The sequence below is a fragment of the Kitasatospora misakiensis genome, from assembly GCF_042656005.1.
Lineage (GTDB): Bacteria > Actinomycetota > Actinomycetes > Streptomycetales > Streptomycetaceae > Kitasatospora > Kitasatospora misakiensis.
In genome coordinates this window covers 40,505-64,850 of sequence record NZ_JBHSOF010000048.1, presented here as the reverse complement: position 1 = coordinate 64,850, position 24,346 = coordinate 40,505, and the positions used below count along the sequence as shown (strand labels likewise).

The window sequence follows — 24,346 nt, the reverse complement described above, 5'->3', positions numbered from 1 at the left end:
ACTAGCTTGCACCGTTGAATGCGAGAAGACGTGAACACATCTACTTGACAGGGAACACGATCGCCGCGCGGACCCGGTCGCGGGCCTCGGAGAGCGCCTTGTCGGGCAGGCCGACCAGGGTGAACGCCGCCACCCCGGGCTCCAGGTCGGCCTGGACCTCGACGATCACCCCGTCGACCCCGACCAGGGCCACGGAACACGTCCGGGCGAAGGTCATCTAGACCACCCCCCGCAGATGGTCGACGGTGGCGGCGCCGCGGACCCGGTTGATGACGGCGACGAGGTCGATCCGGACGCCGCCGGGCGGAACGGGTGCCCACGGTGGGTCGGTGGAGCCGGGCCGGTACTCGGGGCCCGCCAACCGGGCGAAGTGGCCGGGCCAGCGCTCGGCCATCCAGCGCTCGGCCAGACGGCGCAGCCGGTCCGCCTTGGTCGGGTCGATGGCCTCGCTGGGGTGCTGGAAGCCCCGCTCGGAGCGGGTCTTGACCTCGCAGACCGCCACGGTGTCGCCGTCGAGGGCGACGATGTCGAGCTCGCCCTCCACGCACCGCCAGTTGCGGTCGAGGATGCGCAGCCCCTCCTCGGCGAGCCGAAGGGCGGCGACCCGCTCGCCGTAGCGGCCGAGGCCGGTGTTGCTCAGCCGGCCCGGTCCGGGCCCGTCGGTGCGGGGCTCGGCCGGGGCGAGCCCAACAGGGGCGGACGCGGGCGCGTCCGAGCCCGGGGCGGCCGACGGGGGCGGGCCGCCCGCCGGGGCGCGCGCCGCTCGCCGGCGCGGCTGCCCGTCCCGCCGGGTCTTCGCGGTCTGCTGGCGCGTGGCGCGCTCGATGTCCTGCACGGTGACCACCTCCGCCGGGGAGGCTGCCGTGCGATCCGGGAGCGGACCAGAAGGTTGTTATTTCCTGTGGAAAACCCGGGCCTGTGGATAACTCCTGTCACCCGCGGGAGTGAGAAAGCCGGAATACCCGAAATTCCCCTGGACATCCGGGGACCGGGCGGTCCAACGTCAGTTCCCGAAGCCGGGCTCGTCCGAGGGCAGCTCCAGATCGCTCTTCGCGAGTTCCTCGATGTTCACGTCCTTGAAGGTCAGCACCCGGACCTTACGGACGAACCGGGCCGGCCGGTACATGTCCCAGACCCACGCATCCGCCATCGACACCTCGAAGAAGACCTCACCCTGCACCGAGTGCACCTGCAGCTCGTAGTCATTGGTGAGGTAGAACCGTCGCTCGGTCTCGATCACGTACTTGAACAGGCCGACGACGTCCCGGTACTCCCGGTAGAGCTTGAGCTCCATCTCGGTCTCGTACTTTTCGAGATCTTCGGCACTCATCCAGGCGTCCCCTCAACTTGTCGCGTCCACCCATTGTGGACCACCGCACTCACCCTCAGAGCCGTACCGGGGCGATCGGCGGCCCCTCGGCCAACAGCCGCTCCAGAAAGTCCACCAGCCCGACCGGATAGACCGTCTCGGCGGTGGACCTCAATTCCTCGACCGTCCACCAGCGCGCCGCGAGCAGCTGGGCATGTTCGTCCTCGCCCATACCCGAGTGGTCCAGCACCGTCTCCGCCGTCCGGGCCAGGTGGAACCACTGATCCTGCTCGTAACGCTGTCCTTGATAGGAGAACGAAGCCTTGCCGTACGCGACCACCGGTCCCAGCTCCACGCCGCGCAACCCGGTCTCCTCCGCGAGCTCGCGCTCGGCGGCGTCCCTGACGTTCTCCCCTGGCTCCAGGCCCCCGCCGGGGGTGAACCACCAGGTGACGCCGGGCGTCGCCGGGTCCGAGCCGTGGAAGAGCAGCAGCCGGTCCTGCCCGTCGAGCAGCAGGATCCGTGAGGCCCTGCGCTGCTGTGCCGCCATGACGAGCCTCCACGCTCCCTTCGTCCGCCCCGGTCGTTCCCCCGATCCTGCCACCCGGCGCGGCCGTCCGGGGCGAGGTTCGGCAGAGCGGTCCCGGCCCGAACGGTGCCGGCCGGGGTCAGGCCGTACGGCGCAGGCGGCGCGTCAGGCCCGCCACCCCGCCCACCGCCGTGGTCACGAGGATCGTCGCCGCGCCTACAACGCTCGCCCAGAACGCGGGCTCCAGCGGTCCCGGGCCCGCCGGCCGGTGCCCGCCGACCGCCTCGAAGGCCGAGGTGCCGGCCAGCAGACCCGCCCGGCCGAGCGGCAGCACGGTGGCCTCCACCCGGGCCTGCACCTCGGTGGTCGGGACGGTCCCGCCGTCCGTCTCCAGGTGGACCCGGGAGTCGAGCGAGCCGAGCCGGTTGTCGCCGAGCAGGAAGAGGCGGCCGGGCAGCACCTCCACGCTGAAGGAGGCGCCCTGGGCGCCCCCCGCCGCGAGGTAGGGCTCGTCCACCGGCTTGCCGTTCACGGTCAGGCGCCGGTCGCCCTCACCGACCGCGACGGTGTCCCCGTCGACCGCGACCACGCGCTTGACCATGAGCTCGCCGCCCCAGGCCTGGTCGCGGAAGATCACCACGTCGCCCCGCCCGATGTCCGAGCCGTCGCTCTTCCGGGCCAGGACGGTGTCCTGGGCCTGGAGGGTGGGCGCCATCGAGGCGGTCGGGATGCTGTACGGCCGGTAGCTCACGGCGATCACCGCGAAGCCGCCGATCAGCAGCACCAGCCCGAGGCCGAGCAGCACGCCCTGGGCCACGGCTGCGGGCCCGCGCCGACGGCGGGCGACGGCCGGCGGGTTGTCGGTCGCCCGTTCCACGACACCGCTCATCGACACCGTCCAACCCCTGACCGACCCGGAAACACGCATGGCAGCGCACCGGGGCCACGGGCGGAAAACCCGGCGGGCCGTGGCACCTCCGAGCAGATTACTCGTCGGTACCACGGCCCGCGCAAGACCCGGGAGCCTCCCGCCCTCGTCAGGACCGCTCGTCGTGGTCCGTCCGGTTCCGCCGGCGGCGGACCAGCGGGAGCAGGGCGACGGCGCCCACGGCACCGGCCGCCGCCGGCGCCGCCGGCAAGGCCGCCGCCAGACCCTTCTGGTCGAAGGTGTCCGGCACCGGCAGCGTCGACCAGCGGTTGATCGGCCACGCCACCACGAACGCGCGCCCGATCACGTCGTCCACCGGGACGGTGCCGCCGCCCGGCTGATCCATGTGGAAGCGCGAGTCGAGCGAGTCCGCACGGTGGTCGCCCATCACCCAGATCCGGCCGTCCGGGACCTTCACCGGACCGAAGGGCTTCGTCCCGCAGGGGGTGTTGCCGGCGTAGACGTACGGCTCGTCGAGCGCGATCCCGTTGACCTTCACCGGGCCCTCGCCCTCGCACTCGACGGTGTCCCCGCCGACCGCGATGACGCGCTTGATCAGGTCCTTCTCGTTCTCGGAGGGCATCAGCCCGACGAAGCTCAGCACATCCTGGACGCCCCGGACGAAGGAGTTGCTGCTCTGGCTGGTGGGCTCGTCGGCCAGCCAGCCGCCCGGATCGTGGAACACCACGACCTCGCCGCGCTCCGGCTCGGCACCGAACCACGGGGTGAGCTTGTCCACCAGGACCCGGTCACCGACCTGAAGCGTGTTCTGCATCGACTCCGACGGAATGGAGAACGCCTGGACGAAGAACGTCTTGATCACGAGTGCCAGCACGAGGGCGATGCCGATGAGGATCGGCAGTTCCTTCCAGAACGACCGCGGCTTGCGCTCGCTCCGCTCCGGCTTCTCGGTGCTTTCCGCCGGCTCCGCGTTGTCCGGGGGTTGCTGCGAGGCGTCACCCGTGCTGTCGCCGTGCTCGTCCGCGGACTGGGCCGCCGCCTCCTCGGCCGAGGCCGAAGGCACCGCGGTCTCCGCGGACCGGGCCGCCCGGCCGCCGGAGCCCTCGGGCTCTCCGGCGCCAGAGCGGGCGCCGATCACCAAATCCCCCACAACGTCTCCTCCCTGCTGTGCGGACGCCTGTGCGTCCGCGCTGACAGTGCCGCACAGCGGGCACCACGCTCCACCGACGGCCGCGTCCGTCAGAACCGCCCCCGGGGCGGAAGCGTCTGACACCGGCACAGCCGTCGGGCGCGACTTGTCGACACGGCCGCACCCAGCACTTCTCTATCACTCCCGGGCATCCGGCTCGCGGTCCCACGCGCGCGGCCAGGCCGCCCACCGGCCCGGCAGAGCCTACGACCTGAGCCGTCCCGCCCGGCGGCCGACAAGCGGAATGATGCCCAACACACCCATAACGAGCGGAGGTTCCTCAGGAGTCGGGTCAACACCCACCGGGTTCATCGCAGTTCCGCGGTCCACCGGGCCCCGCGCCACCGAGGAGAGTGAAACCGGCACATCAAGTTGATGAATCCGGCCCAGCGGCCAGGCGATCATGAACGCCCGCCCCAGCACACCGCTCACCGGGATCGTGCCCTGACCCGGATTGCCCATGTGGAAACGGGAGTCGGCGGAGACGTCCCGGTGGTCGCCCATCACCCAGAGCCGCCCCTGCGGCACCTTCACCTTGAACGGCTGCCGGGACGGCGGGTTGCCCGGTGCGAGGTAGGGCTCGTCCAGCGGCTTGCCGTTGAGACTGATCCTGCCCTGCTCGTCGCAGCACTCCACGGTGTCGCCGACGACGCCGATCACCCGCTTGATGAGGTCCTGCTCGTTGTCGGAGGGCAGCAGTCCGACAAAGGTCAGCACCTGCTTGGCCCCGTGCAGGACCGGGCCGTCCTTCGACGACCCGTGCTCGTTCTCCAGCCAGCCGCCCGGATCCTTGAACACCACCACCTCGCCGCGCTCCGGCTCGGCGCCGAACCAGGGGGTGAGCTTGTCGACCAGCACCCGGTCCCCCACCAGGATGGTCTGCTCCATCGACCCGGAGGGGATCACGAAGACCTGCACCAGGAAGGTCTTCATCACCAGCGCGACGATCAGCGCGACCCCGATGATCAGCGGTATCTCCCGCAGACGGGAGCGCCTGCGGCGGCGGGCCGCCCGGCGGGCGGTGCGCCGGCGGTCGGCGCGACCACGCACCGTCGGAGCGTCTGCCGCCTTGGTCGCCCTAGGCGTCCGCGGCGCCCTGGGCGCGGCGGACGCGCCGGACGTCGCCGCACGCCCGGTCGCGGTGCCGGAGCCGGTAGCCGGGCCGGGACCGGGATCGGGATCGGCCGCAGGACCGGGACCGGAGCCGGCCCCGGAGCCACGGCGGGAGCCGGGACGGGCCGACGGGGCGGAGCCGGCGGCCGGGCGATCGGCGAGCCGCCCCCTACCTCTGGTCCCCATGGCCGCCCGTCCCTTCTGTCACGGCGAAGGCCGCCGGCCGGTCCAGGCCGGCCCAGTGACCGATCGGGAAGACCACCCAGGCGGCCCGCCCGATCACCTTGGATTCCGGGACGAACCCGCCGCCGGGCTCGCCGAGGTGGTCGCGTGAGTCGCGGGAGGCACTGCGGTGGTCGCCCATCACCCAGAGCTTGCCGGGCGGCACCACCACGTCGAACGCCACGTTGGACGCCTCGTCCCCCGGGTATAGGTAGCCGGACTCGTCGACCGGCACTCCGTTGACGGTGATCGGGCGGCCCGGTCCCGCGCTGGTGACGCGGTCGCCGCCGATACCGACGACCCGCTTCACGTAGACCGAGTCACCGGCCGGGACCAGCCCGACGTCCCGTCCGAAGGAGCGCAGCGAGCTCCAGAAGCCGTCGGGCTCGAAGGGCTTGTGCAGAAAGGAGCCGGTGCCGTCGAAGACCACCACGTCACCGCGGTGCGGGTGGCCGCCGAAGGCGTAGGACAGCTTGTTCACGATCAGGCGGTCACCCGGGCGCAGGGTGTTCTCCATCGATCCGGAGGGCACCGAGAAGGGGCGCGCCACGAAGGCGTTCACCAGCAGCAGCGAGAACAGGCAGATGCCGGCGAGCAGCAGCAGGTCCCGCGAACGCGAGCGCCCGTCCGCCCCCTCCGCCAAGTCGTCAGCGACGTCCGCGTCGTGCGCGACATCCGGCTGGTCCTGCTGGTCCGGCGCGTCGGGCAGGGCTGGCGTGTCCAACGCCTCCGGCGGGCCGGGCGCGGAAACGACCGCGGACCGCGTCGGCGAGTCCGCACCGGTGAGTGCGGGACGGCCGTCGCGGTCCGCGGGTGGTTCTTGCGTGCTCATCGGGGGCTGAGCTTACCTTGCGGCAGCCCGGCCCCCCAGAGCGATCCGATCCCCCGGCAACGCCGGGGGCCGACGGATCAGCGGTCGCGCTTCTCCTTGATCTTCGCGGCCTTGCCGCGGAGGTCACGCAGGTAGTACAGCTTGGCGCGGCGAACCGCACCGCGGGTCACGACCTCGATCTTCTCGACGACCGGGGTGTGAACCGGGAAGGTGCGCTCGACACCGACGTTGAAGCTGACCTTGCGAACGGTGAAGGTCTCACCGATGCCGGCGCCGTGACGGCGGATGACGACGCCCTGGAAGACCTGGACACGGGAGCGGTTGCCCTCGATGACCCGGACGTGCACCTTCAGGGTGTCACCGGCGCGGAACGCCGGGATGTCGCTACGCAGCGAGGCCGCGTCGACAGCAGCGAGCTTGTTGCTCATGTTGCTCTCCATCGCAGGCGCCACGGGCCGCCCACGGAAGTCGTCACAAATGGGGTTTGCTGCGGGCCGCACCGGCTAGCGGCGGTCCCCCCGTGGCGGGGGCGCCGAACCACGTGACCCCTACGGGAGGAGCCCAGCGACAGACAACAGCGGCCTATTCTTCCACATCATCGGCCACGGACCGAAATCGGCCGAGGCCCTCGTCCCAGGCCAGGCCGAGCAGGCTCAGCGCCTCGCGGTCCTTCTTGTCGAAGTCCGCGTGCCGCCAGCGCGCGACCAGGTCGGGCCGGTTGTCCAGCGTGCGGGCGAAGGCCTGCTCGCGGCGCCAGCGGGCGATCCGGCCGTGGTTCCCACTGAGCAGGATGTCCGGCACGGTGCGGCCGCGCCACTCGGCGGGCTTGGTGTAGACGGGCCCCTCCAGCAGGTCGGCCATCGCGCCGGGTGCGAAGGAGTCGTCCCGGTGGGACTCGGCGTTGCCGAGCACGCCGGGCAGCAGCCGGGCGATCGCCTCGACCATGACCAGCACCGCGACCTCGCCGCCGGCCAGCACGTAGTCACCGATCGACACCTCGACGACCGGCATCCGGGTGGCCGCCTCCTCGATCACCCGCCGGTCGATGCCCTCATACCGGGCCGGGGTGAAGGCGAGCCAGGGCCGGCCGGCCAGTTCCTGAGCGAGCTCCTGGGTGAAGGGCCGGCCGCTGGGGGTGGGCACCACCAGGGTCGGCACCGTGCCCTCCGGGCCCTGGCCGAGCACCGCGTCGAGGGCCTCGCCCCACGGCTCGGGCTTCATCACCATGCCGGGGCCGCCGCCGTACGGGCTGTCGTCGACGGTCCGGTGCACGTCGTGCGTCCAGTCCCGGAGGTCGTGGACGTGCACGTCGAGCTGGCCGCGGGCACGGGCCTTGCCGACCAGCGAGATGTTCAGCGGTTCGAGGTACTCGGGGAAGATCGAGACGACGTCGATCCGCATCCCGTCCTGCACGGACCGCCGACCGTCCTGCTCCGCCGACGGCTCCACCGACTGCTGGGCGTCCACCGTCACAGCCTCGGCGGCCTCAGCAGCCTCCGCGGCGCTCACCGCGACTCCTCCGCGCCATCCGAGCCGCCCGAGCCGTCCCCGTCCTCCGCGCCCTCCGCCGACTCACCGCGGACGACCTCGGCCTGCTCCGGGTCGATCAGCCCGGCCGGCGGGTCGATCACGGCGCGCTGGTTCTCCAGGTCGATGGTCGGCACGATCCGGGTGACGAAGGGCACCAGCGCGTCCGTCCCGTCCGGCTTCCGCACAGTGAGCAGGTCCTGGTAGGGCAGGTGGATCACCTCGGTGAGCTCACCGACCAGGGTGCCGTCGAGCAGGACCACGTCCAGACCGATCAGCTGGTGGTCGTAGTACTCCTCCGGGTCGTCCGGACGCTCCTCCGGGTCCACCTCGGCGATCAGGATCGTGCCCCGCAGCGCCTCGGCGGCGTTGCGGTCCTTGACGCCGGCGAAGCGCAGCAGCAGCCGCCCGCTGTGCACCTTGCCGGACTCGACGGTCAGCGGACCGGCCGAGGCAGGGTCGGTGAGCAGGACGGCACCGGGCCCGAGCCGGAGCTCCGGCTCGTCGGTGCGGACCTCGACGCTGACGTCTCCCCTGATGCCGTGGGCGCGGCCGATCTTGCCGACGACGAGCTGCACGGTGATCGTTCTCCTGGATGAGTGCTACGGAGTTGCCGGTGGACCGGCAAAGTTGCTGGTGAACCGGACGGAGCTGCCGGTGGAACGGCGAACCGCCGCCGGAACGGCGAAGGCCGGCCGGGACGCATGCGTCCCGGCCGGCCTCGAAACCCTGACGGCTGAACGAACAGCCGGGTCAGCGAATGCTGTCCACGTCGACCAGGTCGACCCGGACGTTGCGACCGCCGAGGGCGCCGACGACGGTGCGCAGTGCGCGCGCCGTACGACCGCCCCGGCCGATCACCTTGCCGAGGTCATCGGGGTGCACCCGCACCTCGATGGTGTTCCCCCGACGCAGGTTGCGCGAGCGCACCTGCACCTCGTCGGGGTGCTCGACGATGCCCTTCACCAAGTGGTCGAGGGCGTCCTCGATCACGCTCAGGCCTCGGCGCCGGCGTCGGCCTCAGCCTCGGCCTTGTCCGACTTCTTGGCCTTCGGGGTGATGGCGACACCGGTGGTGGCGTCCTCGAAGCCGGCGACGGCCTTCGCGAACAGGTGCGAGAAGTCCTCGACCTTGGGCTCGGCGACCAGGAGCGGCGCCGGGGCCGGCAGGCCCTTGAACTTCTGCCAGTCGCCGGTCAGCTTCAGGATGGCGAGCACCGGCTCGGTCGGCTGGGCGCCGACGGACAGCCAGTACTGGGCGCGGTCGCTGTCGACCTCGATCTTCGAGGGGTTGTAGGTCGGCTGGTAGACGCCGATCTCCTCGATCGCACGACCGTCACGCTTGGTGCGCGCGTCGGCGATGATGATGCGGTAGTGCGGGGAGCGAATCTTGCCGAGACGCTTGAGCTTGATCTTGACTGCCACGGGAGTGGATTCTCCTGGTGTTGACGTGGGTGAGCGGCCCCGCCCTCGCGTGGGGTTGCGTGGTGGGCCGTTCAAGGGACACGCCAGCCGTAGGAGAGAGGGGTCCGGATCGGCTGCCGAGTACTCAGCGGTCCATTCTGCCACAAGGGCGCCGACCCTCGAAAACAGGTCGACCGGGAGCCCCCGCTCCCGGTCAGCCCAACACGTGCACCGTCGCGGTGCACCTCCCTGGCGGATCGCTGTGGACCGCCGGCGGATCACCCTTCCGATCACGCACCGGCCGGTCGCTCACCGACCACTCGCCGACCGGTCGCTCACCGACCGGCCACCCGCCGGCCGACCACCCGTCGACCGGCCACTCGCCGGCCGTTCGGTCGTCGGCCGTTCACTCGTCGGACGGCGGTCGCCGTCCATCGCTCCGACCGGGCCACTGCCCGCGCAGCCGCCGGCCGGTTCCCTCGGTTCCCCGAGCCGTGAGGCTCCCCGAGTTACGCGATCTTGAACGGTTGCTGGCACGCGCCGCAGACGATGGACGCCTGCGCGAGCACCGACGGAACGACCCGGACGTTGCGCCCGCAGCCGCAGACGGCCTTCACCCGGACGCCGCCCCCGGAGGAGCCGTGCCGGGCCGCCGGGCCGCGGAACGCGCGGGAGGCACCGTCTCCGGCCACCGCCTCCTGGTGCGCGCCGAGGGCGCGGTCCAGTCGCTCGATGGTCTCGGCGTACCGCTCGCGGGTCTCCTTGAGCATGGTCACCTGGGAGAAGCCGCTACTGGCGTGCGGTTCGACCGGGTGCGCCAGGCCCAGCTCGGAAGCCAGGAGCAGGAAGCGCCGGTTGTGGTAGCGGCCGGCGCGCGAGGTGTCCCGGATGTCCCGGGCCGCGGCCAGACCGTGGGCAGCCTCGTGGAGGAGCCGCTCGAATCCGAGCCGGGTACCACAGGCCGAGGAGGACTCACCGATCAGCGCCTCGGGCGAGGCGAGGTCGGGGAGGTCCTGGTGGTAGGCCTGGATGTCACTCCAGGCGGCGGCCAGTTCGGCCGCGAGAACGAGGGGCTGTGTCGTGCTCACGCTAGACCAACGATGGAGTAGGAGCCGATGTTCCGCGTGTTCCCGTTCCCCGAGAATTCCCAGGAAGCTCTCAGGAATGTGCGACCTCGCGCGAAATGCGCGTTCCGGATCTGACGCAAGACCAACCCCCTGCAGGTTTGGGCCCCGTCGAGCTCGACGGGCGCCGTCATTTCCGTCCGGGGACGGGCTGTCGCCCCCAGGACGTACGGCCCGCGGTCCTGTCGAGTTGACAGGGCCACGGGCCGTACACCGTACCGCTATTCCGTTAATACCGGCAGTTGACCGACCAGTAGGGTGCCGCCAGGTCGGACATCCGCGGAACAACGCCGCTCAACGGACGTCCGAATTTCCTGCCAAGCAGGTCAAGAACCGTCAGAACGCGTCGTCGGACATCGTTTTACGACACCATCCTTCGCGCACGGGAAGCCCGCGTCGAGCCCCATGGGAAGCCCCTGCGGAAGCCCGCAGAAGGCGTCCACGGAGCGCGTCCACGGAGCGCCTCCACGGAACGCCCCCGCGGAAGCCGCCAGGAACCCACCGAACGGTCAGTAGGCGCGCGCGACGATCGCGACGTTGCCCTCCTGGTCGTCCGTCTGCGGCACCGAGCCGTCGGCGGCCACGATGCAGCGCACCGAAACGCCCTGCTCCGCCAGCTTGGCCTCGCCCTCCGGGCCCAGCTCGGCCCAGGAGATCCGGCCCCAGCCGGTGGCGGCGGCCTCGACGGCCTCGTCCAGGTTGGCCACGTCCACCGTGCGGGCCTCGCGGCGCTCGCGCGACTGACGCAGCAGCAGGGCCTGGTCCTCCTCCAGGATGCCCGGGAGGGTCGCCGCCAGGGAGTCGATCGAGACCGGCTCCTTGCCGCCCGGGATCCGGCGGGCCAGCATGGCCGTGCCGTTCTCCAGGTCGCGCGGGCCGACCTCGATGCGCAGCGGAACGCCCTTGAGCTCCCAGTCGACGGCGCGGCGGCCGAACGGGGTGTCGGTGCGGTCGTCGACGACCACCCGGATGCCGGCGGCCTCCAGCGCGGCGCCGATCTCACGGACCTTGGCGATCACGGCGTCGTCGCCCTTGATGGCCAGGACGACGGCCTGGACGGCGGCGAGCCGCGGCGGGACGCGCAGACCGTTGTCGTCGCCGTGGGACATGATCAGACCGCCGACCATCCGGGTCGAGACGCCCCAGGAGGTCTGCCAGACGTACTCGCGCTCGGCGCCCTGCAGCTGGTAGGTGGTGTTGAACGCCTTGGCGAAGTTCTGGCCCAGCTCGTGGCTGGTGCCCATCTGCAGCGCCTTGCCGTCGCCCATCATGCCCTCGAGGGTGAGGGTGTTGATGGCGCCGGCGAAGCGCTCCTTGGCGGTCTTGCGGCCGAGCACGACGTCGATGCCGAGCACGTTGGTCATGAAGTCGCCGTAGACCTGGGTGTGGATCATCGAGGCGTAGTCACGGGCGTCCTCGTAGGTGGCGTGGGCGGTGTGGCCCTCCTGCCAGAGGAACTCGGTGGTGCGCAGGAAGACGCGCGGGCGCAGCTCCCAGCGGACCACGTTGGCCCACTGGTTGATCAGCAGGGGCAGGTCGCGGTGGCTCTGCACCCACTTCGAGAAGTACTCGTTGATGATCGTCTCGGACGTCGGCCGGACGACGACCGGCTCGTCCAGCTGCTTGCCGCCGCCGTGCGTGACCACCGCGAGCTCGGGGGCGAAGCCCTCGACGTGCTCGGCCTCCTTGGTCAGGTAGGACTGCGGGATGAACATCGGGAAGTAGGCGTTCTGGGCGCCGGCCTTCTTGATCCGGGCGTCCATCTCCTGCTGCATCCGCTCCCACAGACCGTAGCCGTACGGTCGGATGACCATGGTGCCGCGCACCGGACCGTTGTCGGCCAGCTCGGCCTTGTTGATGAGGTCCTGGTACCAGCGCGGGAAGTCTTCCGCCTGGGGGGTGAGAACGGGTGCCTTAGCCATGGGCGAATCGTACGGGGAGCGGGCCCCCGACTTCGAATCCGATCCGCGGTGCCGTCCGGAACCCGTCGTCGGTGTCCCGCCCCGGGGCGCACGCCCCCGACACGCGCGCACCACCCCGCACTCCTCTGGACGCCGCGCCCGAGCCGCTGTTCGCTGGAGTGGGGCGGGGCATCGAGGGGGGTTCGGAGCAGCACATCCAAGGACCGGATGGGAGGCCGCGATGGCTTCAGCTGGGGTGACCGGCACGACCGCAGGACCCGTGGGCGCCGGGCAGGCCACGGCCCGGGCCCGGGACTGGGCGGAGATCCAGGAGCGGATGCTGGTACCGCTCTACGAGGCCGTCCACGACCGCCTGGAGGTCGGTCCGGCGACCAGCACGCTGGGCCTGGGCTGCCGCTCGGGCCTGGCCCTGCTGCTGGCGGCCGGCCGGGGCGCGCAGGTGGCCGGGCTGGAGCCCGACGCCGAGCTGCGCGCGCTGGCCCGCCGGCGCGGTCTGCGGGTCGGCGCGGGCCACCGACCGGCGGCGGACGTCGCCCGCTCGGCCTATTCGCTGGTCACCGTTTTCGAGCAGCCGCCGCCGGGCGGCGAACCGCGCCGGACGGTCGCCGCGGCGGCCCGTCTGGTGCTGCCCGGCGGGCACGTGGTGCTGGCCGCCTGGGGGCCGCCGGAGCGCTGCGAGAGCGCGACCGTGCTGGACGTCGCCCGGCGGATGGCCCGGCGCAGCGGCGCGCGCGACCCGTTCGAGCTGAGCCCGCCGGGGGCGCTGGAGGACCTGCTGGCCGGGACCGGTCTGCGGCCGGCCGGCGGCGGGCGGGTCGGCTGCCCGTTCGCCTATCCGGACGTGGACAGCGCGGTGCGCGGGCTGCACTCCACCGGGCTGTACGACGCGGCGGCGGAGTTCTCCGGGCCGCCGCTGGTCGCCAAGGAGCTGGAGGAGGCGCTGCAGCCGTACCTGCGGCCGGACGGCACGGTGCGGATGGCGAACGTCTTCCGCTACCTGATCGCCGAACGGCCCCGCTGACAGCTCCACCGGAGCCGGAACGGGAGCGGCAGCCGGCGGCCGGCGGTCAGCGGCCGGCGGTCACAGCACGACGGCGGGGCACGCGTCACCGTGACGCGCGCCCCGGTCAGCCCCGCCCCGGTCAGCCCCGCACCGGTCAGCCCCGGTCGTCCACCGCGGCCGACCCCGGCCACTCCTCCGCGGTCAGCGCGAACCGCTCGTGGTCCCGCCAGGCCCCCTGCAGGAACAGCATCCGCGGCGTGAACCCCTCGTGCCGGAAGCCCAGCCGCTTGGCGAGCGCGATCGACCGCCCGTTGTCCGGCTGGACGTTGATCTCCAGCCGGTGCAGGCCGAGCCCGCCCTCCGGCTGCCCGGCGAAACACCGGTCCAGCACCAGCCGCATGCCCTCGGTCATCCGCCCCGTGCCGGCGAACGGCAGGTACGAGTCGTAGCCGAGCGAGCCGTTGCAGAAGCGGCCCATCACGATGTTGGCCACGTTGACCTTGCCGACCAGTCCCCCGGTCTCCAGGTCGACGATCAGAAAGGTCTGCAGACCCGGTCCCTGGCGCTCCAGCAGGTCCGGCAGCGCGTCCGGCTCGACCGGGTTCCACCGGCCGATGTGCTCGGCGGACCGCCGGACCGCCTCGGCGTACGCGCCCTCGTCCTCGGCCCGCGGGGCCCTGATCGTCACTCGCATCGGACCATCATCTCGGATGACCATCGGGCATGCGAACGGCCCACCTCCCGGGGAGCCGGGCGGTGGGCCGCACGTCCGAGGACCCGCGGGAAGCGGGACCGCGGCAGGACTACAGGAGGTCCTTGAACTCCTTGGGCAGCTCGAAGTCGGCCGGGCCCTTGCCCGCGCCGAGGCCGAACGCGCCACCCTGCTCGGGCGCCTGGCCCGGGCCGAGCGCGCGGCGCTCGGCGGCCGCGGCCTCCTCCTGCGCCCGCTTCAGCGGGTTGCCGCTCTTGCGCTTGCCCTTGGCGGCCGGGGCCTTCTTGGCGCTCTTCTTGCCGCCGCCACCCATGCCCGGGATGCCCGGCATCCCGGGGACGCCCTTGCCGGAGGCCATCGCCGACATCATCTTGCGGGCCTCGAAGAACCGCTCGACCAGGTTCTTCACCTCGCCGACCTGGACGCCCGAGCCCTTGGCGATACGGGCCCGGCGCGAGCCGTTGATCAGCTCCGGCTCGGCGCGCTCGGTCGGGGTCATCGACTTGATGATCGCGCCGACGCGGTTGACGTCCTTGTCGTCGATGTTGTTGATCTGCTCGCGGATCTGGCCCATCCCCGGCAGCATGCCCAGCAGCTTGGAGATCGAGCCCATCTTCTGGACCTGCTCCAGCTGGGACAGGAAGTCGTCCAGCGTGAACGCCTTCGGACCGCCGCGCAGCTTGGCGGCGATCTTCTCGGCCTCGGCCTGGGAGAAGGTCTGCCCGGCCTTCTCGATCAGCGAGAGGACGTCGCCCATGCCCAGGATGCGCGAGGCCATCCGGTCCGGGTGGAAGGCGTCGAAGTCGTCGACCTTCTCGCCGTTGGAGGCGAACATGATCTGCCGGCCGGTGACGTGCGCGACCGAGAGCGCGGCACCGCCGCGGGCGTCGCCGTCGAGCTTGGAGAGCACCACACCGGTGAAGTCGACGCCGTCGAGGAAGGCCTGCGCGGTGGTGACCGCGTCCTGGCCGATCATCGCGTCGACGACGAACAGGACCTCGTCCGGGTTCACCGCGGCCCGGATGTCGGCGGCCTGCCGCATCAGCTCGGCGTCGATGCCGAGGCGGCCGGCGGTGTCGACGATGACGACGTCGTGCTGCTTCTGCTTGGCGTACTCGATCGAGTCCCGGGCCACCTGGACCGGGTCGCCGACGCCGTTGCCCGGCTGCGGGCCGTAGAACGCCACACCCGCGCGGTCGGCGACGACCTGCAGCTGGTTGACGGCGTTGGGGCGCTGGAGGTCGCAGGCGACCAGCAGCGGGGTGTGCTTCTGCTGCTTCAGCCAGTGGCCGAGCTTGCCGGCCAGGGTGGTCTTACCGGCACCCTGGAGACCGGCGAGCATGATCACCGTGGGGCCGGTCTTGGCGAACCGCACCCGGCGGGTCTCGCCACCGAGGATGCTGACGAGCTCCTCGTTGACGATCTTGATGATCTGCTGCGCCGGGTTGAGCGCGCCGGAGACCTCGGAGCCGAGCGCGCGCTCCTTCACATGCTTGATGAAGGCCCGGACGACCGGCAGCGCGACGTCCGCCTCCAACAGCGCGATGCGGATCTCGCGGGCGGTGGCGTCGATGTCCGCCTCGCTCAGGCGGCCCTTGCCCCGGAGGTTCTTGAACGTCGCTGCGAGGCGATCGGAAAGGGTGTCGAACACGTCGTCGCGGGTCCTCTGCGGCATCGGTCTGAGTACGGTCGTCGTCCCCAAGGGTATCCGGCCGGTCCGGGGACGGTCTCCACCCGGGTTGGGGGGAAGTCCACGAGGGACTCCGGGAGGGACTCGAACCGGCCCCCGAGCAGGCCCCTCAGCCCAGTGCCGCCCGCACCGCCGCCGCCACCTCCCCGGCCCGCTGCGCGGAGAGCGGACGACCCTCCGCGTCGGTCAGGTAGAAGGCGTCGACGACGTCCGCGCCCAGCGTGGAGACGTGCGCGGTCCGCACCCGCACCCCCGCGCCGTCCAGCGCCCGGCCGATCCGGTGCAGCAGCCCGGGGGCGTCGTGGGCCCGCACCTCCAGCACCGTCGCGCTCGCCGAGGCGACCGGGGGCGCCACCGCGACCACCGGCGGCGGGGTCGGGATCCCCCGCCGGCGCGGCGCCGCCGCGTCCCGCTCCGCCAGCCGGCGCGCGACGTCCAGCGAGCCGTCCAGCGCCCGGCGCAGGTCGGCCCGCAGCCGCGCCGCCTCCGGCAGCTCGCCGAACTCCGCGGCCACCGTCCAGGACAGCAGCAGCACCGGCCCGGCACCGATCGGGTCCAGCTCGCGCAGCCCCGCCGAGCGGACCGCCAGCCGGTGCAGGGCCAGCACCCCGGCGACGGTGCCGAGCAGCCCGGGCCGGTCCGGGACGGCCAGCAGCAGCCGTACGCCCATCGCCTCGGTGCCCGTCGCGTCCGGCTCGGCCTGGGCCAGCAGGGAGAGCGCCGGTCCGCCGGTCCTGGCCGCCTCCACCGCCAGCCGTTCCTGCTCGGCGGTCGGCTCCGCCTCCCCGGCCGCCGGGTTCTCCGGGCCGGGGTCGGCGAAGGGCTGCGCCCCGGCCAGCCGGGCGGCGGCCCGCTCCGCCAGACCGTCCACCAGCGAGGCCCGCCAGCGGCTCCACGCGGCCGGACCGGTGGCCAGCGCGTCCGCCTCGGTCAGCGCCCGCAGCAGCTCCAGCCGCGGCAGCGTGGCGACCGCCTTGACGACGGCCTCGACGGTGGCCGGGTCGTCCGGGTCGCGCCGGGTCGCGGTGTCGACCAGGGTCAGGTGGTGGCGGACCAGCACCGCCAGGGTCTCCACCGACTCCGGGTCGAAGCCCATCCGGGCGGCCATGTCGCGGACGATCACCTCGCCCGCCTCGCTGTGGTCGCCGGGCCAGCCCTTGCCCATGTCGTGCAGCAGCGCGGCCACCAGCAGCAGGTCCGGCCGGGCCACCCGGCGGGTCATCGCCGCGGCCTGCACCGCGGTCTCCACCAGGTGCCGGTCCACCGTCCAGCGGTGCACCGCGTTGCGCTGCGGCCGGCAGCGGACCCGCTCCCAGTCCGGCAGCAGCCGGGTGATCAGCCCCTCCGCCTCCAGCGCCTCCCAGACCGGCAGACAGGCCTCGCCCGCGCCGAGCAGGGTGACCAGCTGCTCGCGCGCCTCGTCCGGCCAGGGCACCGGCAGCGGACGGCACTCGGCGGCCAGCCGGCGCACCGTCGCGTAGGAGACCGTGAGCCCGTTCTGCGCGGCGGCGGCCGCGGCGCGCAGCGGCAGCACCGGGTCTGCGGCGGGGCGCGCGCCCTGGGCGAGCACCGCCTCGCCGTCCTGCTCGACCACGCCCTCGGCGAGCGGCCGGCGCTCCACCGTGCCCCGGGCCACCCCGCCCGCGCCGCGACCGGCCGCGCCGAACGGGCCGCCGAACGGCCCGGTGAACGGGAACGCGCGCCGGTGCGGACGGCGGCCCCGGGTCGAACGGTCGGCCAGCACCCGGTCCACCGCCCGCCAGGTGACGTCGGAGGCGTAGGCGATCGTCCGGGCCGCCTCGTAGACCTGCCGCAGCAGGGTGTCCGCGTCCAGCACCCCGAGCCGCTCGGCGACCTGGTCCTGGTCCTGGAGGGAGAGCCGCTCGGTGGCCCGGCCGGTGACCAGGTGGAGGGCGTCGCGGACGTCGGCCAGCCGCAGGGCGGCGGCGTCCAGGCCCTCCCGGGGCGCGTCGGCCAGCCAGCTGGCGGCGATCGCGTTGAGCGCGACCACGTCCCGCAGCCCGCCCCGGGCCTCCTTCAGATCGGGCTCCAGCAGGAAGGACAGCTCACCGTGCCGCTCGGCCCGCTCCCGGCCCAGTTCGCGCAGTTCGGGCAGCCGCTGCGCCGCGCCCGCCCGCCAGTCGGCGAACACGGTGGAGCGCAGCGCGGCGGTGATCGCCGGGTCGCCGGCCACGTGCCGGGCGTCCAGCAGGCCGAGCTGCGCCTTGAGGTCGGCGGCGGCCACCGCCCGGGCCTCGGCCGGAGTGCGAACGGCGTGGTCCAGGGACGTGCCGGAGTCCCAGACCGGGTACCAGAGGCGCTCGGGCAGCTCCGGGTCCAGCCGGCCCTCGTGCAGCAGCAGCACGTCGAGGTCGCTGCGCGGGGAGAGTTCGCCGCGCCCGTAGCCGCCGACCGCGACCACGGCGACCCCGGCGGGCGCGCCGGCGTCGGCGAACAGGCCGGCCAGCCAGTCGTCGGTGCGCGCGGACAGTTCGGTGCGGCGGGTCCGGCCGCCGGGTCCGGGGGCGGCGAGCAGCCGGGCCCGGGCGGCGGCGGGGCCGTCCTGGCCGGGGTCGGCCGGACCGGAGTGGGCGTCGTCGGTGTGGGTGGCCATGCGAAGTCCCCGTCCGTGGTCGTGCGGGTCGGTCGGACGGCGCCGGAACGCCGTCGGCGGACCTGCGACCGTGGAGGTCGCAGGCCCGCTGAGGTTCTGCCCAGTGTTACCGCCGGGTGGTCCCGCCGAACGCTCCTGCCGGGTGGTCCGGCCGGGGCGCCCGGGTGACCGGGCGGCTCTCCCCGGAGCTAGAGGGCGTCGGGGCCGCGTTCCCCGGTGCGGACCCGGACGGCGGTGTCGACCGGGATCGACCAGACCTTGCCGTCGCCGATCTTCCCGGTCCGGGCCGCGTTGACCAGCACGTCGATCAGCTGCTCGGCGTCCTCGTCCTCGACCAGGACCTCGACTCTGACCTTGGGCACCAGGTCCACGGTGTACTCCGCGCCCCGGTAGACCTCGGTGTGCCCGCGCTGCCGGCCGTAGCCGCTGGCCTCGGAGACGGTCAGGCCGTGTACGCCGAAGGCCTGCAGGGCGGCCTTCACCTCGTCCAGGCGGTAGGGCTTGATGACGGCGGTGATGAGCTTCATCGGGCGTCCACCTCGGTCTTCTCGGTGCTGTTCTCGGTGCTCTTCGCGGCGGTGGCGGCGGCCACCGGGGCGGAGGACCGGCCCAGGCCTCCGCCCAGCGCGCTGAAGTCGTACGCGGACTCGGCGTGCTCGGCCTGGTCGATACCGGCCACCTCGACGTCCTCCGAGACCCGGAACCCGATCGTCTTGTCGATCGCCTTGGCCAGCAGCCAGGAGAGCACGAAGGAGTAGACGGCGACCACCGCCACGCCCATCGCCTGCTTGCCCAGCTGTCCGAAGCCGCCGCCGTAGAAGAGGCCCTTGGCGGTCTGGCCGACCGTCCCGGTGGCGAACAGGCCGACCAGCAGCGAGCCGATGGCGCCGCCGACCGCGTGCACCCCGACCACGTCGAGCGAGTCGTCGAAGCCGAAGCGGTACTTGAGGCTGATCGCCGCCGCGCAGGCCGCTCCGGCGATGAGGCCGATGGCCACCGCGCCGATCGGGGAGACCGAACCACAGGCCGGGGTGATGGCCACCAGGCCCGCGACCGCGCCGGAGGCGGCGCCCAGGGTGGTGAACGCGCCGTGCCGCAGCTTCTCGTAGATCAGCCAGCCGACCAGCGCTGCGCCGGTGGCGACCTGGGTGTTGATCAGGGCCATCGCCGCGACGCCGTTGGCGGCCAGCGCCGAGCCGGCGTTGAAGCCGAACCAGCCGAACCACAGCAGACCGGAGCCGAGCATCACCAGCGGCAGCGAGTGCGGGCGCATCGGGTCCTTGCGGAAGCCGATCCGCTTCCCGAGCACCAGGCAGAGCGCCAGGCCCGCGACACCGGCGTTGATGTGGACGGCCGTCCCGCCGGCGAAGTCGATCACGCCGTTGCGGTCGCCGAGCCAGCCGCCCTTGCCGCCGTCGAAGAAGAACACCCAGTGCGCGACCGGGAAGTAGACCACGGTCACCCAGAGCGCGATGAACAGGCCCCAGGCCGTGAACTTCGCGCGGTCCGCGATCGCCCCGCTGATCAGCGCGGGGGTGATGATGGCGAACATCAACTGGAAGGCGGAGAACGCCGTCACCGGGATCGTCCCGGCGAGGTCGTTGAGGCCGATCCCCTTCATCCCGATGAAGTCCAGGTTGCCGATCAGGCCGGCGCCCGCGTCGGGCCCGAAGCTGAGCGAGTACCCGTAGAGGACCCACAGCACGCTGACGATGCCCAGCGCGAGGAAGCTCATCGCCAGCATGTTGAGCGTGCTCTTGACCCTGACCATCCCCCCGTAGAAGAACGCGAGGCCCGGGGTCATCACCATGACCAGGGCCGCACAGATGAGTACGAAGGCGGTGTCACCCGCGCTGAAGCCGTCCGGCATCGGCGTCTCCTCCTGACTGGAGCCGATCCGCACCCGGGTTCCTGTCCCGTGTACCCGGGGCGTCGGCGATGAGGAGGAGCGTGCCGAAGACTGATTTCGGCCGATGCGGCCGGTTGTTTCGCCGCCGTGACAGGGGCGACGACAGGGTTACACCCACGTGAACCACGGCCATGTCACAGGCCGGGACGGGTTACCGTACCTCCGCCACACACGGGGTGTGCCCGCGACGGCACGGAACGGAAGGGCACAGAACGGTATCGAACGGGCGCCGGTACGGGCACCGACCGCGCCGTCGGTGGTCGGCACGGTCGGCGAACGGGGACGGGGCGCGGCGGCGGCTCAGACCACCGAGACGTACTCCGGGATGTCCTGAACCACCCGCTCCTTGAGCCGGCTGACCGCGTCCACCCCCCGGTAGCGGTCCGAGGCCGCCTCGGTGGTCTTGCGCACCCGCGAGTTGAGCCGCTCGGAGCGGACCTTGGTCGCGATGTCCACCGCCTGCTCGGCGAAGACCGCCGCCTGCTCCGGCTCGTTCTGCAGCAGGTGCACGCTGGCCATGCCGACCAGGTTGAAGGCGTACGAGCGGACGTGGTCGCCGTCCTGGCGGAACAGGTCGACGGCCCGCTCCATCACCGGCGCCGACATCGAGGCGTACAGCGCGGCGTTGTCGGAGTGGTAGGCGAGGTCGCGGAAGGAGTGGGCGTTCTCGGCGTTCAGCTCGGCCGGCGAGAAGAACTTCAGCCAGTCCGGGTCGCCGTCGCCCTCGCGGATGTCGGTGAAGGTGTCCTCGGCCAGCCGGATCGCCCGGGCGCACCGGTTCACCTCGCCGATCGTGGCGTACGCGCGCGCCTCCATCGCGTACAGCAGGGACTGCTGGCGCGGGGTGGCGGTGTCGCGGCTGCCGTACTGGGCGAGGTGGATCAGCTCCAGCGCGTCCTCGCCCCGGTTGAGGTGGATCATCTGCCGGCTCATGTCGGTGAGGATCAGGGCGCCGAACGGGCGGTCGCCGGCCTCCTTGGCGGCGTGCAGCGCCAGCACGTAGTACTTCTGCGCGCTGGGGTGCATGCCGACGTCGTAGGACATCCAGCCGGCCAGGTGGGCCAGCTCGGCGGTGAGCCGGAACAGCCGCCTGGTGGTCTGTTCCGGGTAGGTCTCCTGGAGCAGGTCGGTGACCTCGTGGAGTTGGCCGACCACGGCCTTGCGGCGCAGCCCGCCACCGTTCTGCGCGTCCCACTGGCGGAACATGACGGTGGTCTGCTCCAACAGTTCCAGCTCGGGCTCGGAGAGCCGGCCGGTGAACGGCTCGCCGCCGTTGGCGGCGGCCAGGATCGGGGTGGGGGTGCCGTTCGGGCCCGGGGCGAGCCAGCGCTGCATCGGCTCGATCAGCGCGGCGCCGGCGGTCAGGGCGAGCGAGGTGCCCAGGAAGCCGCGCCGGTTGAGCATGAGGTCGCTGCGGGAGTAGTCGCTGATCAGCTGGACGGTCTGCGGGCCGCTCCACGGCAGGTCGACGCCGCCGCCGACGGTGGAGACCGGCACGGCGGCGCGCAGGCCGAGGTCCTCGATGGAGACCACCGAGCCGAACCGCTCGGAGAACAGCTCGGACATGATCTTCGGAATCGGCTCGCGGGGCTGCTCGCCGTCCAGCCAGCGGCGCACCCGCGAGGTGTCGGTGGAGACGTGGTGGGCGCCGATCTGGCGGGCCCGGCGGTTGACCTGGCGGGCCAACTCCCCCTTGGACCAGCCGCTGCGGGCGAACCACGTGGTCAGCTTCTCGTTGGGTTGCTTCTCTGCCATGGGTCCGTCCCCATCCCGCCCGGCCCCGCGGGGCCCCCGATCGTGACGCCCGACGGTCGCGGGCTCTTGCCGGCGGTGCCGACCGAACTTCGGCGCCGCCGTCGCAGACGAACCGTCAGTTCCCCAACTCCCGGCTCCCCAGGGCCCGGAGCGGACTCGCCGACGAGGTCCGTGTGCTGAACGTAACGCCCCGGCCACGCCCCGGGGAGCGGCCCTGGCGAAACGCCACCTTTCGCCACCCCCAGGAGTGAACCGAACAGGGTTGGCAGACGGTTCACTAAGGAGGTCCCGACGGCCCGGCATATGCGGGTCGCCAAGTCCCCACCGGCTCCCGGCCCTTCGGGCGAATCGCCGCCGCCACAGGCGATTTCGCCGCCCGCACCGATCGACGGCCGACCCGCGCACACGACGATCCGGCATCCGCACCGCCCCCACAAGGCGGCGCCCGAGGCACATCCCCGCAACTGGCGCACACCGGGCGCTGCGCGCCGCCACCGCACAACGCACCACGCAACGGACAATCAACACAAAGTCACCATCCCGTAACCATCGGCAACCAGAACCTGTTGGGGGAGGCATGGACAACCTGTTCGGCGAACTTCGACTGGGCCACCTGCGGCTGGCACCGCTGGGCGCGCGCCGCCGCACCCGCGTCACCGCGAGCCAGGCGGCCGCGGAGTACACCGGCCGGTGGGGCTGGGCCGTCGTCGTCGGCGAGCCGGCCCGCGCCGCCGCCACCGCCCCGGAACGCTGCCACTGCGGCACTCCGCGCTGCGCCGCGCCCGGCCTGCACCCCGTCCCCGGCGCCGGGCCGGCCGCCCGCCCCGGCGCGGACGTCTCCGTGCTGTTCCCCACCGGCCGCGCCTTCGACGTCCTGGACGTCCCCGAGCAGGCCGGCCTGCAGGCGCTGGTCCGGCTGGAGCGGATGGGCACCCAGGTCGGCCCGGTGCTCGCCGCGCCCACCGGGCGGCTGCAGTTCCTGGTCGCGGCCGGCACCGCGCGCCGGCTGCCGGACCTGCTCTACCGGATGGGCTGGGACGACGCCGCGCTCGACCTCACCTGTCACGGCGAGGGCAGCTTCGTCGCCGCGCCTCCCACCGTGCTGGCCGGCCTCGGCGCGGTCCGCTGGCTGCGCCGACCCACCCGGGACAACGCGGGCTGCCCGCCCGAGGCCCGCCTGCTGCTGGGCACCCTCGCCTACGCCTGCCACCGCGGCCGCGAGCGCACCCCCGAACCCGCCTGGATCGCCTGAGCACCTCTCTCCGGCACCGGACCGCCGGGCGTACGCCGAAGGGCCCGCCCCTCGCGGGAGCGGACCCTTCCTCGGTGGACCGGCGGTCCTCAGTCCCCGATCAGCGCGTCCACGAACGCGCCCGGCTCGAACGGCGCCAGATCGTCGGCGCCCTCGCCCAGGCCGATCAGCTTGACCGGCACGCCCAGCTCCCGCTGGACCGCCACCACGATGCCGCCCTTGGCGGTGCCGTCCAGCTTGGTCAGCACGATGCCGGTGATGTCGACCACCTCGGCGAAGACCCGGGCCTGGACCAGCCCGTTCTGACCGGTGGTGGCGTCCAGCACCAGCAGCACCTCGTCCACCGGGCCGTGCTTCTCGACGACCCGCTTGACCTTGCCCAGCTCGTCCATCAGGCCGGTCTTGGTGTGCAGTCGCCCGGCGGTGTCCACCAGTACGGTGTCCACGCCCTCGGCGATGCCCTCCTTGACCGCGTCGAAGGCGATCGAGGCCGGGTCGCCGCCCTCGCGGCCGCGCACGGTGCGCGCGCCGACCCGCTCGCCCCAGGTCTGCAGCTGGTCGGCGGCGGCGGCGCGGAAGGTGTCGGCCGCGCCGAGCACCACCGTCCGGCCGTCGGCGACCAGCACCCGGGCCAGCTTGCCGGTGGTGGTGGTCTTGCCGACGCCGTTGACGCCGACCACCAGGACGACCGCGGGGCCCTCCTCGTGCTTGGTGGAGTGGACGGTGCGGTCGGCGTCCTTGCCGATCAGCTCCACCAGCTCCTCGCGCAGCAGGCCGCGCAGCTCGTCCGGGGTGCGGGTGCCGAGCACCTTCACCCGGGTGCGCAGCCGCTCGACCAGCTCCTGGGTGGGAGCCACGCCGACGTCGGCGGTCAGCAGGGTCTCCTCGATCTCCTCCCAGGTGTCCTCGTCGAGGTGCTCGCGGGAGAGCAGCGAGAGCAGGCCCTTGCCCAGCGTGTTCTGGGAGCGGGAGAGCCGCGAGCGCAGCCGGACCAGCCGGCCGGCGGTGGGCTCGGGGACCTCGACAGCGGGGGCCGCCGGCTCGGCGGGCGCCTCGGCCTCCTCCTCGGGGGCGGCCGGGAGCTCCACCTCCTCGACGGTGCGGCGCGGTTCCTCGGTGGGCGGCGCGGCCTCCTCGCCGACGGCGGGCTCGCGCGGGGTCGGGGGCGCCGTGATGACGGGCGCCTGCGACTTCGGGGGCAGCTGCTGGCGTCGTCTGCCGGAAACGACGAGTCCGGCGATCGCTCCGACGGCGACCACCGCGATGACTACGGCAAGGATCACGTATTCCATATCCCCCCAGTATCCGCGACACCGGTCCGCGCGGACCGCAGGCGGCGAAGCGGATCGGAA

The 24,346-nt window shown here is 72.8% G+C and carries 23 protein-coding genes and 1 pseudogene; 2 read left to right on the top strand and 22 right to left on the bottom strand.

What is annotated here, in order from left to right; translation table 11 throughout:
• Positions 1-55: 55 nt before the first annotated feature.
• The 15 genes and pseudogenes from ACFP3U_RS28990 to proS form a co-directional block, all read right to left on the bottom strand.
• Positions 56-217: pseudogene (locus ACFP3U_RS28990) on the bottom strand (magnesium chelatase domain-containing protein); the annotation flags it as partial.
• Complete coding sequence (locus ACFP3U_RS28985; protein WP_380228668.1) at positions 218-835, bottom strand: YraN family protein; 618 nt, start codon at positions 833-835, stop codon at positions 218-220.
• A 168-nt stretch (positions 836-1,003) separates the two neighbouring features.
• Positions 1,004-1,330 carry a DUF2469 domain-containing protein gene (locus ACFP3U_RS28980; protein WP_030306725.1) on the bottom strand — a complete coding sequence of 109 codons (327 nt, stop codon included), beginning with the start codon at positions 1,328-1,330 and terminating at the stop codon, positions 1,004-1,006.
• A 55-nt stretch (positions 1,331-1,385) separates the two neighbouring features.
• Positions 1,386-1,859, bottom strand: a complete 474-nt coding sequence (locus tag ACFP3U_RS28975) for an NUDIX hydrolase (RefSeq protein ID WP_380228667.1) — start codon at positions 1,857-1,859, stop codon at positions 1,386-1,388.
• 118 nt (positions 1,860-1,977) lie between these two features.
• Positions 1,978-2,727, bottom strand: coding sequence for a signal peptidase I (lepB, locus tag ACFP3U_RS28970; protein WP_380228666.1), 750 nt, complete (start codon positions 2,725-2,727; stop codon positions 1,978-1,980).
• A 148-nt stretch (positions 2,728-2,875) separates the two neighbouring features.
• Complete coding sequence (lepB, locus tag ACFP3U_RS28965; protein ID WP_380228665.1) at positions 2,876-3,877, bottom strand: signal peptidase I; 1,002 nt, start codon at positions 3,875-3,877, stop codon at positions 2,876-2,878.
• A gap of 243 nt (positions 3,878-4,120) precedes the next feature.
• Positions 4,121-4,966 (bottom strand): signal peptidase I, encoded by an 846-nt coding sequence (lepB, locus tag ACFP3U_RS28960; RefSeq protein WP_380228664.1) that lies wholly within the window; start codon positions 4,964-4,966, stop codon positions 4,121-4,123.
• 232 nt (positions 4,967-5,198) lie between these two features.
• Positions 5,199-5,975, bottom strand: a complete 777-nt coding sequence (gene lepB / locus ACFP3U_RS28955; protein ID WP_380228670.1) for a signal peptidase I — start codon at positions 5,973-5,975, stop codon at positions 5,199-5,201.
• Between the two features lie 185 nt (positions 5,976-6,160).
• A complete protein-coding gene (gene rplS / locus ACFP3U_RS28950) occupies positions 6,161-6,511 on the bottom strand; it encodes a 50S ribosomal protein L19 (RefSeq protein WP_030306736.1) in 351 nt (116 codons plus the stop codon).
• Between the two features lie 154 nt (positions 6,512-6,665).
• Entirely contained in the window at positions 6,666-7,484 is an 819-nt protein-coding gene (gene trmD, locus ACFP3U_RS28945; protein ID WP_380228669.1) for a tRNA (guanosine(37)-N1)-methyltransferase TrmD, read from the bottom strand.
• Positions 7,485-7,588: 104 nt separating this feature from the next.
• A complete protein-coding gene (gene rimM, locus ACFP3U_RS28940) occupies positions 7,589-8,188 on the bottom strand; it encodes a ribosome maturation factor RimM (RefSeq protein WP_380228663.1) in 600 nt (199 codons plus the stop codon).
• A gap of 175 nt (positions 8,189-8,363) precedes the next feature.
• A complete protein-coding gene (locus ACFP3U_RS28935) occupies positions 8,364-8,603 on the bottom strand; it encodes an RNA-binding protein (RefSeq protein ID WP_030306741.1) in 240 nt (79 codons plus the stop codon).
• Positions 8,604-8,605: 2 nt separating this feature from the next.
• A complete protein-coding gene (gene rpsP, locus ACFP3U_RS28930; protein WP_030306742.1) occupies positions 8,606-9,034 on the bottom strand; it encodes a 30S ribosomal protein S16 in 429 nt (142 codons plus the stop codon).
• Positions 9,035-9,522: 488 nt separating this feature from the next.
• Positions 9,523-10,101, bottom strand: coding sequence for a hypothetical protein (locus ACFP3U_RS28925; RefSeq protein WP_380228662.1), 579 nt, complete (start codon positions 10,099-10,101; stop codon positions 9,523-9,525).
• 545 nt (positions 10,102-10,646) lie between these two features.
• Positions 10,647-12,059, bottom strand: coding sequence for a proline--tRNA ligase (proS, locus tag ACFP3U_RS28920; protein WP_380228661.1), 1,413 nt, complete (start codon positions 12,057-12,059; stop codon positions 10,647-10,649).
• A gap of 220 nt (positions 12,060-12,279) precedes the next feature.
• On the opposite strand from proS, the gene ACFP3U_RS28915 reads away from it, so the two are divergent.
• Complete coding sequence (locus ACFP3U_RS28915) at positions 12,280-13,080, top strand: class I SAM-dependent methyltransferase (protein ID WP_380228660.1); 801 nt, start codon at positions 12,280-12,282, stop codon at positions 13,078-13,080.
• 136 nt (positions 13,081-13,216) lie between these two features.
• On the opposite strand, the gene ACFP3U_RS28910 is transcribed toward ACFP3U_RS28915, so the two are convergent.
• The 6 genes from ACFP3U_RS28910 to nsdA form a co-directional block, all read right to left on the bottom strand.
• Positions 13,217-13,756, bottom strand: coding sequence for a GNAT family N-acetyltransferase (locus ACFP3U_RS28910; RefSeq protein ID WP_380228659.1), 540 nt, complete (start codon positions 13,754-13,756; stop codon positions 13,217-13,219).
• Positions 13,757-13,865: 109 nt separating this feature from the next.
• A complete protein-coding gene (ffh, locus tag ACFP3U_RS28905; RefSeq protein ID WP_380228658.1) occupies positions 13,866-15,425 on the bottom strand; it encodes a signal recognition particle protein in 1,560 nt (519 codons plus the stop codon).
• 148 nt (positions 15,426-15,573) lie between these two features.
• A complete protein-coding gene (locus ACFP3U_RS28900; RefSeq protein WP_380228657.1) occupies positions 15,574-18,078 on the bottom strand; it encodes a [protein-PII] uridylyltransferase in 2,505 nt (834 codons plus the stop codon).
• A 188-nt stretch (positions 18,079-18,266) separates the two neighbouring features.
• Positions 18,267-18,605 carry a P-II family nitrogen regulator gene (locus ACFP3U_RS28895; protein ID WP_380228656.1) on the bottom strand — a complete coding sequence of 113 codons (339 nt, stop codon included), beginning with the start codon at positions 18,603-18,605 and terminating at the stop codon, positions 18,267-18,269.
• Positions 18,602-19,948, bottom strand: a complete 1,347-nt coding sequence (locus tag ACFP3U_RS28890) for an ammonium transporter (protein WP_380228655.1) — start codon at positions 19,946-19,948, stop codon at positions 18,602-18,604. The genes ACFP3U_RS28895 and ACFP3U_RS28890 overlap by 4 nt, the downstream gene beginning before the upstream one ends.
• Before the next feature lie 339 nt (positions 19,949-20,287).
• Positions 20,288-21,742: a transcriptional repressor NsdA gene (nsdA, locus tag ACFP3U_RS28885; RefSeq protein ID WP_380228654.1), complete on the bottom strand. Its 1,455-nt coding sequence runs from the start codon at positions 21,740-21,742 to the stop codon at positions 20,288-20,290.
• A 577-nt stretch (positions 21,743-22,319) separates the two neighbouring features.
• On the opposite strand from nsdA, the gene ACFP3U_RS28880 reads away from it, so the two are divergent.
• Positions 22,320-22,994: a bifunctional DNA primase/polymerase gene (locus tag ACFP3U_RS28880; protein ID WP_380228653.1), complete on the top strand. Its 675-nt coding sequence runs from the start codon at positions 22,320-22,322 to the stop codon at positions 22,992-22,994.
• Positions 22,995-23,083: 89 nt separating this feature from the next.
• On the opposite strand, the gene ftsY is transcribed toward ACFP3U_RS28880, so the two are convergent.
• Complete coding sequence (gene ftsY, locus ACFP3U_RS28875; protein ID WP_380228652.1) at positions 23,084-24,286, bottom strand: signal recognition particle-docking protein FtsY; 1,203 nt, start codon at positions 24,284-24,286, stop codon at positions 23,084-23,086.
• Positions 24,287-24,346 lie beyond the last annotated feature (60 nt).

What these genes read in the sequence shown, in the direction of transcription:
- ACFP3U_RS28915 (WP_380228660.1), top strand. Translation starts at nt 12,280, where the DNA reads ATGGCTTCAGCTGGGGTGACCGGCACGACCGCAGGACCCGTGGGCGCC.
- ACFP3U_RS28880 (WP_380228653.1), top strand. Translation starts at nt 22,320, where the DNA reads ATGGACAACCTGTTCGGCGAACTTCGACTGGGCCACCTGCGGCTGGCA.
- rplS (WP_030306736.1), bottom strand. Translation starts at nt 6,511, where the DNA reads ATGAGCAACAAGCTCGCTGCTGTCGACGCGGCCTCGCTGCGTAGCGAC.
- trmD (WP_380228669.1), bottom strand. Translation starts at nt 7,484, where the DNA reads ATGCGGATCGACGTCGTCTCGATCTTCCCCGAGTACCTCGAACCGCTG.
- ftsY (WP_380228652.1), bottom strand. Translation starts at nt 24,286, where the DNA reads ATGGAATACGTGATCCTTGCCGTAGTCATCGCGGTGGTCGCCGTCGGA.
- ACFP3U_RS28910 (WP_380228659.1), bottom strand. Translation starts at nt 13,756, where the DNA reads ATGCGAGTGACGATCAGGGCCCCGCGGGCCGAGGACGAGGGCGCGTAC.
- ACFP3U_RS28980 (WP_030306725.1), bottom strand. Translation starts at nt 1,330, where the DNA reads ATGAGTGCCGAAGATCTCGAAAAGTACGAGACCGAGATGGAGCTCAAG.
- lepB (WP_380228666.1), bottom strand. Translation starts at nt 2,727, where the DNA reads ATGAGCGGTGTCGTGGAACGGGCGACCGACAACCCGCCGGCCGTCGCC.
- nsdA (WP_380228654.1), bottom strand. Translation starts at nt 21,742, where the DNA reads ATGGCAGAGAAGCAACCCAACGAGAAGCTGACCACGTGGTTCGCCCGC.
- ACFP3U_RS28890 (WP_380228655.1), bottom strand. Translation starts at nt 19,948, where the DNA reads ATGCCGGACGGCTTCAGCGCGGGTGACACCGCCTTCGTACTCATCTGT.
- proS (WP_380228661.1), bottom strand. Translation starts at nt 12,059, where the DNA reads ATGGCTAAGGCACCCGTTCTCACCCCCCAGGCGGAAGACTTCCCGCGC.
- ACFP3U_RS28900 (WP_380228657.1), bottom strand. Translation starts at nt 18,078, where the DNA reads ATGGCCACCCACACCGACGACGCCCACTCCGGTCCGGCCGACCCCGGC.
- ACFP3U_RS28895 (WP_380228656.1), bottom strand. Translation starts at nt 18,605, where the DNA reads ATGAAGCTCATCACCGCCGTCATCAAGCCCTACCGCCTGGACGAGGTG.
- ACFP3U_RS28975 (WP_380228667.1), bottom strand. Translation starts at nt 1,859, where the DNA reads ATGGCGGCACAGCAGCGCAGGGCCTCACGGATCCTGCTGCTCGACGGG.